Genomic DNA, 13,714 nt, shown 5'->3' on the forward strand with positions numbered 1-13,714 from the left:
GGGTCTGGATCAAGGATGGCGGCACCGAGGTGGCAGACTGCAACTGCAGCATGATGAAGATGAGCGCGGCCAATTGCATGATGGACATGCCGGGCAAGCGCGCCATGCCTTCGGCTGGTTAAAGCGATTGCCTGGCCGATAACGAAAAGCAACCTGGCCAGGCGCGTGTCGCCGGCGGAGTATTCGCATGCTTCGCCGGCGCACGTTTTGCCCCTGATTGTTTGACGTTTCGGTCCGGCCTCCGCCGATCAGGAGAGCTCCATGCGAAAGATTTTTCTGGCGCCGCTGCTCGTGGCCATCCCGGCCGCCGTGCTGGCCGAACCCATGACGTTCGATGCCGCGCTCGACCGCGCTGCACGCGAAGCGCCGTCGCTTGCAGCGAGCGAGGCGAGCGTCGAAGCCACGCGGTCGACGGCAATTGCCGCCGGTCGGCTGCCCGATCCGACCTTGGTGGTGAGCCTCGAGAATTTCCCTGTTTCGGGGCCACCTGCTTTCACATTGAACAGGGACAGCATGACAATGTCACGCGTCGGAATCGAACAGGCGTTTCCCAATCCCGCCAAGCGCCGTGCTCAACAGGGGCGAGCACAAGCAGACATCGGCGTGGCCGAGGCCGATCTGGCGGTCGATGCCCAGAATGTGCGGCTCGAAACCGCGCTAGCCTGGGTCGATCTCTACTATGCCAAGCGGCGCCTTGCCCAACTTGAGCGGCTCGACGCGAGCCTTGGCGATCTGCAAGCTACCGTCACGGCGAGGCTCGCGTCTGGTTCGGCACGTCCTTCGCAGGCGCTTGAACCCGAGCAGTTGCGCGCAGCCATCAACGACCGTCGCAGCGAGCTCAGGGCCGATGTAACCAAGGCGCAGGCGAGACTTGCGCGCCTTACCGGCGACCCCGACTCCGATGTTACCGGGGACCCGCCGGTGCTTGAGGTGTATGGTCCTGCTTTGCGGACCCATGTGGCTTCCCTACCTCGACTTCAGGCTCTGGACGCCCGAGCCCGTGCTTCCGAGGCGGATGTCACGCTTGCCCGCGCTGACAAACGCCCGGACTGGCGGGTTGGAACATCCTATGGTCGTCGCGCTCCCGCTTATGGCGACATGGTTTCGGTCACGGTCAGCATCGATCTGCCATTCTTCGCAAAGCGCCGGCAAGATCCCTTGATCGCCGCGCGCGAAAGCGAGGCGCAACGTGCTGGGTTGATGCGCCAAGCTGGAGAGCGTGACCTCTTGGCCGAACTCAATGCCGACCTTGCGGACTATGCCTTGCATCACCAGCGGCTGATGAATGCGCGCGATACATTGGTGCCGCTCGCCAAGCGCCGGGCCGAACTCGACATGGCGAGTTACGCCGCGGGCAAGCTCGATCTCGGAAGTGCTTTGCTATCGAGCCTGGCGCTCGCCGAAGCCGAAGTCGATGCGCTTTCGCGCGAAGCCGAGGTCGCCCGCGACGCGATCCGGATCAACTACACTTATGGAGGAGTTCGGCCATGACGCTGGACAGGACAAACGCAATGCGCTGGGGCACCGGGGTGCTGGCAGTCACGATGCTTGCCGGTGGTGGCGGCTATTGGCTCGGACAAAAAGGCGGCCCGGCCACGACTGAAACGGGATCGGCCCAATCGGGTCGCAAGATCCTCTACTGGTACGATCCGATGGTGCCGGCCGAGCACTACGATAACCCCAATTCGCTCTCGTCGATGGGGATGAAGACCGTGCCCAAATATGCCGACGACGCCCCCATGGGCGATGCGATGCCCGGCGTCAGCGTCGATCCCGCTGCGCGGCAGAATCTTGGCATGCGCGTGGTCGCGGCCGAAATGGGCGCCTTGCCCTCTGCCCTCACGGTTACCGGCACGATCGACTTCAACCAGCGCGACGTGGCGATCGTCCAGGCCCGGTCCGGCGGCTTCGTCACCCGCGTCTACGCCCGCGCGCCCGGCGATGTGATCGGCGCGGGCGCGCCCATCGCCGACCTCCAGCTGCCCGAATGGGGCGGCGCGCAGACCGAGTTCCTTGCCGTGAAGAGGCTCGGCAAGCCCGAGCTGACCGCCGCCGCACGCCAGCGGCTGCGGCTGATGGGCATGTCCGATGCGCTGATCGGCGAGGTCGAACGGACGGGCCGGACCAATGGCACGGTGACGATCCGCTCGCCGATCGCGGGCGTGATCCAGTCGCTCGACGCGCGTCAGGGTGTAACGCTCGGCGCGGGCCAGACGCTCGCGCAGGTCAGCGGCATCGGCACGGTCTGGCTCAACGCCGCCGTGCCCGAGGCGCAGGCGGGTATGGTCCGCGTAGGCCAAAGCGCGAGCGCCACGCTGACCGCCTTTCCGGGCGAAAGCTTCGCCGGACGGGTGAGTGCGATGCTGCCCGCAGCGCAGGCCGACAGCCGCACGCTGACGGTGCGGATCGAACTCGCCAACCGTGGCGGACGGCTGCGACCCGGCATGTTCGCTGCTGTCGCATTGGGGAGCGAGGGAGGTCAGGCGCTGCTGGTGCCGAGCGAAGCGGTGATCAGGACGGGCGCGCGCACTCTCGTCATGCTGGCGCTCGCCGATGGACGCTATCGTCCGGCCGAGGTCCGCACCGGCCGCGAGGGCGGCGGCAAGACCGAAGTGCTGGCTGGGCTGGCCGCAGGCGAAAAACTCGTCGCCTCGGGCCAGTTCCTGCTCGATTCCGAAGCGAGCCTGACCGGCATTGCCGCCCGGCCAATCGGAGGCGGTCAGTGATCGCGGCGATCATCCGCGCCTCGGTCAGGGGACGCAATCTCGTCTTGGCGGCCGCGCTGGTGCTCACGGCAATCGGCGTGGCGGCGGTTCGGACCACGCCGGTCGATGCGCTTCCCGATCTTTCCGACGTGCAGGTCATCATCCGCACGAGCTGGCCGGGGCAGGCGCCGCAGATCATCGAGAATCAGGTCACCTATCCGATCACCTCGACGATGCTCTCGGTGCCCGGCGCGCGGGTGGTGCGCGGCTATTCGTTCACAGGCGACAGCTTCGTCTATGTTCTGTTCGACGACGGCACCGATCTCTACTGGGCGCGGAGCCGGGTGCTCGAATATCTGAGCCAGGTCCAGAGCCGCCTGCCCGAAGGAGCGACGGCCTCGCTCGGCCCCGATGCGACGGGCGTTGGTTGGATCTACGAATATGCGCTGGTCGACAGGACCGGGCGGCACGATCTCGCGCAACTCCGAAGCTTGCAGGACTGGTTCCTGCGCTTCGAGCTCAAGACCGTGCCCGGCGTCGCCGAGGTTGCGAGCATCGGCGGCATGGTCAAGCAATACCAGGTCGTGGTCGATCCGCAGAAGCTCGCCGCCTATGGCGTGACGGGCGAGGCCGTCGCGGAGGCTCTGAAGCGCGCCAATCAGGAGGTCGGCGGGGCGAGCGTCGAGATGGCCGGAGCCGAATATACCGTGCGTGCCAGCGGCTATCTCAAGACGCTCGACGATTTTCGCAGTGTTCCGCTGCGCACTACAGCGGGCGGCGTGCCAGTGACTTTGGGCGAGGTCGCGAGCGTGCAGCTCGGCCCGGAAATGCGCCGCGGCGTGGCCGAACTCAACGGCAAGGGCGAAGTCGCGGGCGGGGTGATCGTCATGCGCCAGGGGCAGAACGCGCGGGCAGTGATCGAGGGCGTTCGAGGCAAGCTCGACGAATTGAAGAAAAGCCTGCCCCCCGGCGTCGAGGTGGTCACCACCTATGACCGTTCCGGCCTGATCGATCGCGCGGTCGAGAATCTCACCAGCAAGCTGGTTGAGGAATTCATCATCGTCGCGCTCGTTTGCGCGCTGTTCCTCTGGCACGCGCGCTCGGCGCTGGTGGCGATCCTCACCCTCCCGCTCGGCATCCTGATCGCCTTCATCGTCATGCGGGCGCAGGGGCTCAACGCCAATATCCTTTCACTCGGCGGTATCGCTATTGCCATCGGCGCGATGGTCGATGCGGCGGTGGTGATGATCGAGAATGCCCACAAGCACCTGGAGCGCTGGCGCCACGACAATCCGGAAGCAGAGCCCGATGCACCCACGCGATGGCGGCTTGTCACGGATGCCGCAGCGGAAGTCGGCCCGGCGCTGTTCCTCAGCCTGTTGATCATCACTTTCTCCTTCCTGCCGATCTTCACCCTGCAGGGCCAGGAAGGCCGGCTATTCGCGCCGCTCGCCTTTACCAAGACCTATGCGATGGCGGCGGCGGCTTTCCTCTCGATCACGCTGATCCCGGTACTGATGGGCCTCCTCATCAAGGGCCGTATCCCCAGCGAGGAAGCCAATCCGATCAATCGCTGGCTGGCGTACATCTACCGCCCGGTGATCGACCGTGTGCTGGCGCGGCCGAAGCAGACGCTGATGATTGCCGCGTTGGTTTTCGCCACCAGCCTGTGGCCGATCGCTCGGATCGGCGGCGAGTTTCTGCCGCAGATGGACGAGGGCGATCTGCTCTACATGCCTTCGGCGCTGCCCGGCCTGTCGGCAGCCGAGGCTGGCCGCCTACTCCAACAGACCGACCGGCTGATCAAGACTGTCCCCGAAGTCGAGAGCGTGTTCGGCAAGGCCGGCCGCGCCGACAGCGCGACCGATCCCGCGCCCCTCGAAATGTTCGAGACCACCATTCGATTCAAACCGCAGAACCAATGGCGGCCTGGCATGACACCTGAGAAGCTGCGCGATGAACTTGACGCAAGGGTGAAGGTGCCCGGCCTTGCCAACTTCTGGATCCCGCCGATCCGCAACCGCATCGATATGCTGGCGACAGGCGTCAAGAGTCCGATCGGGATCAAGGTCGCCGGATCGAATCTTGCCGAGATCGACCGCACCGCCAAGCGGATCGAACAGGTAGTTAAGGCCGTGCCGGAGGTTTCCTCCGCGCTGGCCGAGCGGCTCACCGGCGGGCGCTATATCGACGTCGATGTCAACCGCGCCGCCGCTGCGCGCTATGGTCTCAATGTCGCCGACGTACAGTCGGTGATCTCGGGCGCGATCGGCGGCGAGACTGTCGGCCAGACCGTCGAAGGACTGGCGCGTTATCCGATAAGTGTGCGCTACCCGCGCGAACTGCGCGACAGCATCGACAAGCTCGCCAGCCTGCCGGTGCTGACCTCCTCGCGTCAGCAGATCACGCTCGGAACCGTCGCGACCGTCAACATTAGCGATGGCCCGCCGATGCTCAGAAGCGAAAACGGCCGGCCTGTCACCTGGATCTACGTCGATGGGCGCAATAGCGACATGCAAACGCTGGTCGGCGACATCAACCGCGCGATCACGAGCAGGGTCGTGCTGCCGCCCGGCGTCAGCATTTCCTACACCGGCCAGTACGAGTTCCTGGTCCGCGCCAAGGAACGGATGAAGCTGGTAATCCCGGTGACGCTCGCGATCATCTTTGCGCTGCTCTACCTCACCTTCCGCCGCTGGGACGAGGCGCTGCTGATCATGGGCACCCTGCCCTTCGCGCTCACCGGCGGGCTGTGGCTGCTCTACTGGCTTGGCTACAACCAGTCTGTCGCGACTGCGGTCGGGTTCATCGCGCTGGCCGGCGTCGCCGCCGAGTTCGGGGTGGTGATGCTCATCTACCTCAAACAGGCGCTCGAAGCGCGCCACGATGGCGATGTCGCTGCCGCCGTGCGCGAAGGCGCGCTGCTGCGCGTGCGCCCCAAGGCGATGACCGTTGCCGTAATCCTCTCCGGCCTGCTGCCAGTGCTTGCTGGCAGCGGCGCGGGCTCTGAAGTGATGAGCCGTATCGCCGCGCCGATGGTCGGCGGCATGCTCACCGCGCCACTGCTCTCGATGCTCGTCATTCCGGCAGCCTATCTACTGATGCGCCGGCGATCTCGACCCCATGTTCAACCCGAAGGAGACGTGTAGTGAAGAAAACCCTGACGATTGCGGTCGGCCTCTCGGCTATTGCCACGCTCACCGCCTGCAAGAAGGAAGCGGAAGTGCCGAAGCCGTCCCAGAGCGCTGCCGCCGATGCTGGCACCATATCCGGCATGCCGAAAGCAACCGCAATGAAGCACGGCATGGCTGCCGGCACGGTCACTGCCATCGATACCGCGAAAGGCACGATCACGCTTGATCACGGTGCCATCACCGGCCTGGGCTGGCCAGCCATGACGATGGGCTTCGCGGCTAGGCCGGAAATACTTTCCGGGATCAAGATCGGCGACAAGGTGGACTTCGAGATTGATTGGGATGGCAAGGACGGAACGGTGACGAAGATCGCAAAATCAAGATCTTGAAGTTGGGAGGCAAGCCAAAATCGATGTTGATGTAAAAGCGGAACAACCTGCAATTCTAAGAGAGCGCTCCTGACCCACAACGCCAGCATTGCTGACGAGTGTCCTCAGCGCCAGTTGCTCCAAACCATCGGAAATCTTGGGTCGGCCGATGTGGATCAACACGCGGTCTCATTTGCGGAGTGCTACATTATGGCGATTGCTTAGGCCTGTGCATTAATCGGCAGCGTCAATCCGCCGAGGATCTTGCATTCGGCGACCATGCCGTTCTGACACGCCTCTATCAGCCGATCCAATTCGCCGCGGAGAACCGTCAAATCGGCGATCTTGCGGTCGATCGCGGCAATCTGTTTGCAGGCAAAAGATCGCCTTGCAGGACCGTTCGGGATGGTCGGCAAGCGCCAGCATTTCCGGGACAATATCCAGCAGATGTCCTAGACTGCGGCTTTTACGAATGAAGGTCAGGCCCCGGACATCTGCTTCATCTTGGCTCCTTCGTTACTACGACGAAGCCCCAACCCTGCTTAAATCACAGCCTCAAATCTGTGCCATTGGTGCTGACAGGGGACAACCCTTGCGCCTCAAGTGCCTTGTCAGATTGATCACATTCGAAGCCAACGATACAAAATCTGAACTCAGAGCGAAAAAGGCTCCGGCCATCAAATTGTGGACCAGCCAAAAAGGAGCGCCGACAAGGAAGAGCGCCTTCATACGGTGAGTAGATGTCTGGAGTCGTGCGAAAGTTGCCAATGAGCTACCAATGAAGACCAATACCGAGGCCATTCCATGCCATGTGGCCACGGAGAGAGAAATCAATATAATGAAGCTCGCTCCATAAAGTCTTGTAACAATATAACGATCTTTTACGGCGATAGAAATAGCGAGCTGAGAACACGCAATAAGGCATGCTATCGCGGCCGTAGGCGAGCCAATAGCCAAAAAATAGAGCGCAAATGCTGCAGATCCTGAACCTTGAATCTTAACCGATGTTCGATAATCCACAAAAAATGGCCATGCAAATACACAACATATGGCTATTATGCCGAACACAGTCGAAATCATTACCAAACCCACGAGGTTAGTATATTATTTGCATATTGCTTTATAATATATATATGAATTTTCATATTAGACGTATACAGTGGCGTCCTTAAATTTCCTATTCTGAGAAGATAAGTGGTTCTATGTACAGATAGACCCAGGGCGTCTGTGGTTGCCGCCCTTGGTGCAAGTGAGTAGCCCCTAGCCCGGCTTATTCATGACAGCGGCGTAGTTTGCCTTGATTGGCGGGCGACGGCACTGGCGGCGTGGACGGGACGAGCGTTTCCGTTGCGCCTTTTTCATCGCGGAGGTTCGAGGGGCTTGCGGGATTGAAGGAAGGGTCTCGGGCGTTCGGCGGCACGGCCGCGCTGGCTATGTCGGTGCGGGCCTGAGCGCGGTTGCGATTGTCTGGAAGGCTGCGGCATCAGGGCATGCCGAGGCGAAGGCGATCCGGATGCGGGTGGCGCTTTCGATGACGCGGGCGGCGACATTGAGCAGCCGCAGGCTCAGTGTGGCGAACTCGGCGGTGGCGAGCGCGGTTGCTTTGGGGATCTCCTGCTGGATGCGCCATGTATGGACGACCCCTGCGGCGCAAGAGCTTTTGTTTAGCGATGAGCACCGGTCGGGTGCATCCATGTATTCGGCCTGTTCGCGCAGCACCGCATGGCTGCTGGCCCTGATGAAGTCCGCAGGCTGGCTCCCTAATCACGTCATCGCGCTCGCAGCGCTGTGACCCCCTGGGTTTTGCCGACCCCCGGTCTGACCGGTTTGTCATCACTACTCAGCTACTCCTACGCCATCCTGCCACCGGCGTTACCCGGCAGCGCGGACGACGGTCATGCGGCCTGCGCCGCATAGACTTCTTTGCGCGACATCACCGCCCAAGCGATACGGGCTGTTTTGTTGGCGAGCGCGACCGTCGCGATCTTCGCAGGCTTGCGTTCCAGGAGCTGTGCCATCCAGGGCTGCCGGTCGGCGTTCTTGCGCGTCATACGCATCACCGCGGTCGCGCCGACCACAAGCCGCCGCCGTAAGTAGCCATCTCCCTGCTTGGTTATCCCACCCAGGCGTTCCTTGCCGCCGGAACTATTTGCTCGAGGGGTAAGTCCCAGCCATGCCGCAAACTGGCGGCCGGGTCGGAACAGCGACGCATCTGGCACTGCGGCCGAGATAGCCGACGCGGTGATCGGGCCGATACCCGGGATCGTGGCGAGCCGACGGCTTGTCTCATCGGCGCGATGCCAAGCGAGGATCTGCGCCTCCAACCTGTCGATCTCACTGGCGAGCGCCCTCATCTGAGCAGCGAGCCCGTGCAACGCGGAACGAGCGTGAGCAGGCAGACCTTCTTGTTGGTCATGCAGCGCTTTGAGCATCGCGGTCACACCGCCGACGCCTATCCCTGTCACGATGCCGTACTCGGCCAGGTGACCTCGCAAGGCGTTGATGAGCATGGTTCGCTGCCGCACCATCAGGTCGCGGCTCTTGTGCACCATCAACACCGCCTGCTGTTCGACTGACTTTACCGCAACGAACCGCATCGTCGGGCGCATTACCGCCTCGCAGATCGCCTCTGCATCTGCCGCATCGGTCTTCCCGCGCTTCACATAGGGCTTCACGTAGGCGGGCGGCATGAGCCGGACTTCGTGGCCCAATGCGATTAGCTCGCGAGCCCAATGGTGCGCGGATGCGCACGCTTCCATGCCGACCACGCAGCCCGGAAGGTCGGTGAAGAAGCCGATAACCTCCGCGCGCCTCAACTTCCGCCGCACCAGAACGGCTCCGTCGCTGCCGATCGCATGTACCTGAAAAACGTTCTTCGCCAGATCCAATCCGACGGTGGCAACCTCCTGCTTTATGTGACGACTCCTAGACGTGGACCTACAACGGCCGCATCATTGCACAGCTGCGCTGGTGCAGGGGCCGTCCACGCCATCACGTCAGCCAGAAGATGACGGCTGCGGCGATAGAAGGCGCTGCCGGTAGAGCATGGTGTCGTGGGGGATCGGGAACTTGCGGTTAGCCTTTGACGGGATGCAGGCGGCAATGCCGCGTGCGGCCAGGCCGGTAAGCAACCAGTCGGCATCGTATCAGCGGTCGGCCAGCAGCGCCTAGCAGGGCGTCAATCATCAACCCGCGTCACTCCGTGCGATAACGGGAAGTAAGGCTCGATCCGGCGAATCTGCGCCTCGGATGAGGGGTAGTGAACTGCCCTGCGTAGTAGATCTAGAGGCCAATCGCCATTTCCATGGAGGAATTGATGTTCCGCAACGCAAATCTTTCCACCGATGTTCGGATACATTCCATGCTTAATAGCGCAAAGTCTGGTGCTGGCTGCCTCTTCCCAGTCCCGGCCGACAATATGCAGCGCTTCTTTTCCGATGCAATGATTTCCCAGCTCCTGGAGGGCAGCCGGAAGGTGACCGGGTTGACCGATTTAAGGTTGGCGCCGATGATGGTGTATGCTGCCGCAGATGGCAAGCTGCCCGTCGCCCCCTATGTTGCGCCCCTTCCGCTTAGAGCCCGTAAGTTCCGCGGTCACACCGCCTCTGGCGACAGCCCTCGCGGTCAGGGCAGTTATGCCTCCAGGGGCCTGTAAGAGGGTGCCGGGCATCATATCAATTGCGGTCAAGCTAGGTCTGTATATCGATCTGATGTTACTTATCGGACTACCGATGTTTGCTTTATATGCGTTGCGCGGGACGGAGCATTGGTCTCGTCCCAACTTGGCCTTACAATCGATCTTGGCGACGCTTGCTCTAGTGGGCATTGGATTGTCAAGCCTGAGCATGATGCCTTTAGCAGAGTCTGCCGGTGGTGTGCTGGTCGCACACGTCAATCGCACTTCTGTCAGTCCTATGTTATCGAGCATCGCGAGTGGCACAATGTGGCAAGTGCGCGTAACTGCACTCGTGCTCGGGCTGTATTTTTCCATTCTGGGATGGCGTCGGACCACATTCGCACTTTGTTCGATCTCCGCGACGGCCGCAATTGCACTTGCGACTATGGCCTAGGTGTTTGGTCCCGGCATTTGATGGTGTAAATTTGTCATCGTCACAGCAGAGCGATCTATGGGACGCCGAATACGACGGTTTAAGAAACGCGAGGTCAAGCGTCGAGAAGGCGTAGCTTCTTCGCCTGTTCGATCACTAGCCTTACACCCTCAGCTGACCACGAATGGCCGCCTCGCGCCGTTGGCTCGCGCAAATCGCGCGACAACCACACTGCTATCTCGCGAAGCGAAGAATCCGGACGGGTTTTGATTCGATCTGCCACTAGCCGCGCTGCCCGCGTATCAGGTGGCAATCGTGGAGCCGGCTCGAGAATGCGTGGATCGACATATCCCGATCTCGCGAGCATTCGACAGGCCTTGACCAGTGTCCGTTCGCTAAATGATCGCACAGGCGGAGTTATGGCGTGAATCTGTCTGAGCACCAGTGCCCAGGGAAGATGCGGCCGAAATCGCTCGACAGTGGGCAGCCAGCGATGGCGGCCATCTAACAAGGGGTCAGTTCTGGCTGAGGGCGGAATGACACCCTAAGCGGCGGAGTCCTTGGGCCAAAGGTACTCACCAGTGAGAAGGATGTGGGCCCACCCGAGCGGCGAGATATGGGCGAGAAGATGGTCGGGGGTATCGAGCCCTTCGCGGCGGCGAGCTTCGACGGCATGGCCGAGATGCAGGGTGTTCCAGTAGACGATGATGGCGGTCAGTAGGTTGAGGCCAGCGATCCGGTAATGCTGACCCTCCGTCGTGCGGTCGCGGATTTCGCCCTGACGGCCAATGCGCAGGGCATTTTTCAACGCATGATGTGCCTCACCTTTGTTGAGGCCCACCTGTGCACGGCGCTGCATACCGGCGTCGAGAATCCATTCGACGATGAATAACGTCCGCTCGATCCGGCCCACCTCGCGCAGCGCGGCTGCAAGATCGTTCTGGCGCGGATAGGCGGCGAGCTTGCGCAAGATGCTGCTCGGCGCGACCTGCCCCGCGCTCATGGTGGCGGCGCAGCGGAACAGGTCGGGCCAGTTGGAAACGATCAGCGCCTCACGAACCTTGCCGCCCACCAGCGGGCGCAGCTCGCTCGGCGTGGTGGCAGGGTCGAATACGTACAGTCGTTTGGATGGGAGGTCGCGGATGCGCAGCACAAGGCGGTAGCCGAGCATGGCGCTGATCCCGAACAGATGATCGGTGAACCCGCCAGTGTCGGCGTATTGCTCTTCGATCCGTCGCCCTGCCTCATTCATCGTCAGCCCGTCGAGCAGGTAAGGTGCTTCGCTGACTGTGGCTGGAATAGTCCGCGATGCAAACGGCGCGAAGCGGTCGTTGACGTGAGTATAGGCCTTGATTCCGGGATCGTTGCCGTAGCGGGCGTTGATCGTGTTCATCGCCTCGCCCTGCCGTGCTGCGGGGAAGAACTGGCCATCGGCCGATGCGGCTCTACCCATACCCCACACCTGGGCCATCGGCAGCGCCCCTTGCGCCGCGACCACGTTGGCCAGCGCCTGGTCGATCGCCTCGCTTTCGACGTGCCAGCGCGCGAGACGGGAGAGTTGCCAATAGTCGTGGGTGTTGGAAGCCTCTGCCATCTTACGCAGGCCCAAATTCAGGCCCTCGGCGAGCAGGACGTTGAGCAGACCAATTCGGTCGCCGCACGGCACGCCGGTGCGCAGATGCGTGAAGGCATCGGTGAAACCCAGCGCGGTATCGACTTCGAGCAGCAGATCGGTGATGCGGACGGGCGGCAGGCGGCGATACAGATCGAGCATCAGATCCTCGATCCCATCCGGCGCGTCGGCGGTGAGGCGATCAATGCGCAGCGTGCCGTCTTCGATGCTGCCTTTCGGAATTGTACCGCTGCGCGCGGCGCGACCGAGCCGGGCAAGGCCATCGGCGAGACGCACCTTGCGGTCAGCCAGCCAGACATGCGGGTCGGACGGGACCGCTAGCTTCGCGGCATGCGCGACCGCCATCGGCACGAGGACGTGGCGCAGGTCACCATACCGATGCGAGCGGTCGAACCAGATGTCGCCCGAGCGCAGCGCGTCGCGCAGGTGGAACATGACCGCGACTTCCCGGAGGCGGGCATCATCATCGCCCTTCGCCCGCAACTGTCGCCGCCATTTGGAATGCGGGCGCAAGAAATCGTCGGCCGCCGGAACTGCGCCCCTGGTAGCGATGGCGGTAGCCGCGTCCAGCAAAGGCCGTGCAACCGCCGCAGCTTTGAGGTCGAGGCATCGCAGCATGCGCGGGGCATACCGACGGAAGCGGTGATACCCCTGATCAACATAGGCCAGCGGATCGTCGCCCAAGGTGTCCGTCAACGTCTTGGCCGTAGCGACGAGACTGGTGAGCCGTTCCCATCCCGCCCCGCGCGCGACCGCATCTTCCAGCGACGCGCCGTCGCCATGCGCTTCGAGCAATGATTGACCGAGTGCAGTGAAGCCGTTCAAAGTCGCAGTGGTAGCGCCTCTGGTTTCTACGACCCGCGCGTCATGCAGTTGCTTCGCGTCGCGCCAGGTGCGGCCAACGATCCGGTCATGTGTTTCGATCACCGCATCCGCCGTCGCAGTGGCCCATTCAATGACGCAAACCGCCATGATAGCGCGGCGCCGATCGGCGCCGAGATCGCGCAGGCCATCGGCGAAGTAGCGCTCGCCCTGCCGGCGTAGCCGGGCGACGCGATGCGGTGGAACACCGGCAAGTAAACCATCATTGAGGTTCATCGCGCGCAGGAACTCGAGCCGGTCGAGCAGCCGGTTCGCCGCGGCGGAGTTGTTGCCCGGCTCAATCCGGCGCAGCCAGATGAAGCGGCTGATCGCCCCCGGCAGCATCTCGGTAGTCAGTCGGTCGAGCCCATCACAGGCGACGGGATCGAGACGGGCTGCGATCCGCTTCTCGATCTGGCGTTCGGCGGCGACGAGCGCGTCCGCGCACAACCGCTCGATTGTCGTGATCGCTGGCAGGATGGTCATGGTTTCACGGCAGCGGGCAATGAAGCGCCGGGCAAGGTCGTCGTTTGAGCGTGCCTGCTCGGCTTCGGCGAGAAGCCAATCCCGGAACGCCCTGGCATGCGGTCCCTGTCCGGGGAACATCCTGTATCCGTAGATGCGGCGCAGCGCCTCCATGTGCTGGTGCCGGGTTTGGCGTCGAACGGCATAGGACGCGAGCGTGTCGCCAGCGATGCCAAGCTGGGCACCTAGAAAGGCGGACACGGCGTGGGGGATCAGTTCGCCGGGAGCAAGCGTCCGACCTGGATATCGCAGCGCACACAACTGCAGGGCGAACCCGATGCGGTTCTCCGGTCGGCGCCGCCGGTCGATATGGATCAGGTCATCGGCTGCCAGAATATAATGCCGCAGCAGCGCCGCTTCGTCAGTCGGCAGGTCGAGTAGGGCCGAACGCTGTCGGGCGCTGAGGATATGGCGTCTCGGCATGCACGGCTTGTCCCTA

The 13,714-nt window shown here is 62.7% G+C and carries 9 protein-coding genes and 1 pseudogene; 5 read left to right on the forward strand and 5 right to left on the reverse strand.

Annotated elements, in window-relative coordinates:
- The first annotated feature begins 261 nt into the window (after positions 1-261).
- Genes GGR44_RS14590 through GGR44_RS14605 form a run of 4 tightly spaced genes read left to right on the forward strand, consistent with a single transcriptional unit; the run spans position 262 to position 6,228 of the window.
- Positions 262-1,491: a TolC family protein gene (locus tag GGR44_RS14590; protein ID WP_183956216.1), complete on the forward strand. Its 1,230-nt coding sequence runs from the start codon at positions 262-264 to the stop codon at positions 1,489-1,491.
- On the forward strand, positions 1,488-2,726 hold the full coding sequence (locus GGR44_RS14595; RefSeq protein WP_183956217.1) for an efflux RND transporter periplasmic adaptor subunit: 1,239 nt from the start codon (positions 1,488-1,490) through the stop codon (positions 2,724-2,726). The genes GGR44_RS14590 and GGR44_RS14595 overlap by 4 nt, the downstream gene beginning before the upstream one ends.
- Positions 2,723-5,854 (forward strand): efflux RND transporter permease subunit, encoded by a 3,132-nt coding sequence (locus GGR44_RS14600; RefSeq protein ID WP_183956218.1) that lies wholly within the window; start codon positions 2,723-2,725, stop codon positions 5,852-5,854. Before GGR44_RS14595 ends, GGR44_RS14600 begins: the two co-directional genes overlap by 4 nt.
- Complete coding sequence (locus GGR44_RS14605; RefSeq protein ID WP_183956219.1) at positions 5,854-6,228, forward strand: copper-binding protein; 375 nt, start codon at positions 5,854-5,856, stop codon at positions 6,226-6,228. Before GGR44_RS14600 ends, GGR44_RS14605 begins: the two co-directional genes overlap by 1 nt.
- A 200-nt stretch (positions 6,229-6,428) precedes the next feature.
- Here GGR44_RS14605 and GGR44_RS14610 read toward each other — a convergent pair whose 3' ends face one another.
- The 4 genes and pseudogenes from GGR44_RS14610 to GGR44_RS14625 form a co-directional block, all read right to left on the reverse strand.
- Positions 6,429-6,623 carry a MerR family transcriptional regulator gene (locus GGR44_RS14610; protein ID WP_183956220.1) on the reverse strand — a complete coding sequence of 65 codons (195 nt, stop codon included), beginning with the start codon at positions 6,621-6,623 and terminating at the stop codon, positions 6,429-6,431.
- Between the two features lie 139 nt (positions 6,624-6,762).
- Entirely contained in the window at positions 6,763-7,287 is a 525-nt protein-coding gene (locus tag GGR44_RS14615; RefSeq protein ID WP_183956221.1) for a YgjV family protein, read from the reverse strand.
- A gap of 351 nt (positions 7,288-7,638) precedes the next feature.
- Positions 7,639-7,830: pseudogene (locus tag GGR44_RS14620) on the reverse strand (transposase); the annotation flags it as partial.
- Between the two features lie 272 nt (positions 7,831-8,102).
- Positions 8,103-9,122, reverse strand: coding sequence for an IS110 family RNA-guided transposase (locus tag GGR44_RS14625; protein ID WP_183956233.1), 1,020 nt, complete (start codon positions 9,120-9,122; stop codon positions 8,103-8,105).
- Between the two features lie 401 nt (positions 9,123-9,523).
- On the opposite strand from GGR44_RS14625, the gene GGR44_RS14630 reads away from it, so the two are divergent.
- Entirely contained in the window at positions 9,524-9,862 is a 339-nt protein-coding gene (locus tag GGR44_RS14630) for a hypothetical protein (protein WP_183956222.1), read from the forward strand.
- Positions 9,863-10,800: 938 nt separating this feature from the next.
- Here GGR44_RS14630 and GGR44_RS14635 read toward each other — a convergent pair.
- Complete coding sequence (locus GGR44_RS14635; protein ID WP_053556454.1) at positions 10,801-13,698, reverse strand: Tn3 family transposase; 2,898 nt, start codon at positions 13,696-13,698, stop codon at positions 10,801-10,803.
- Between the last annotated feature and the right edge of the window lie 16 nt (positions 13,699-13,714).

The organism is Sphingobium fontiphilum, assembly GCF_014196635.1.
Taxonomy (GTDB): domain Bacteria; phylum Pseudomonadota; class Alphaproteobacteria; order Sphingomonadales; family Sphingomonadaceae; genus Sphingobium; species Sphingobium fontiphilum.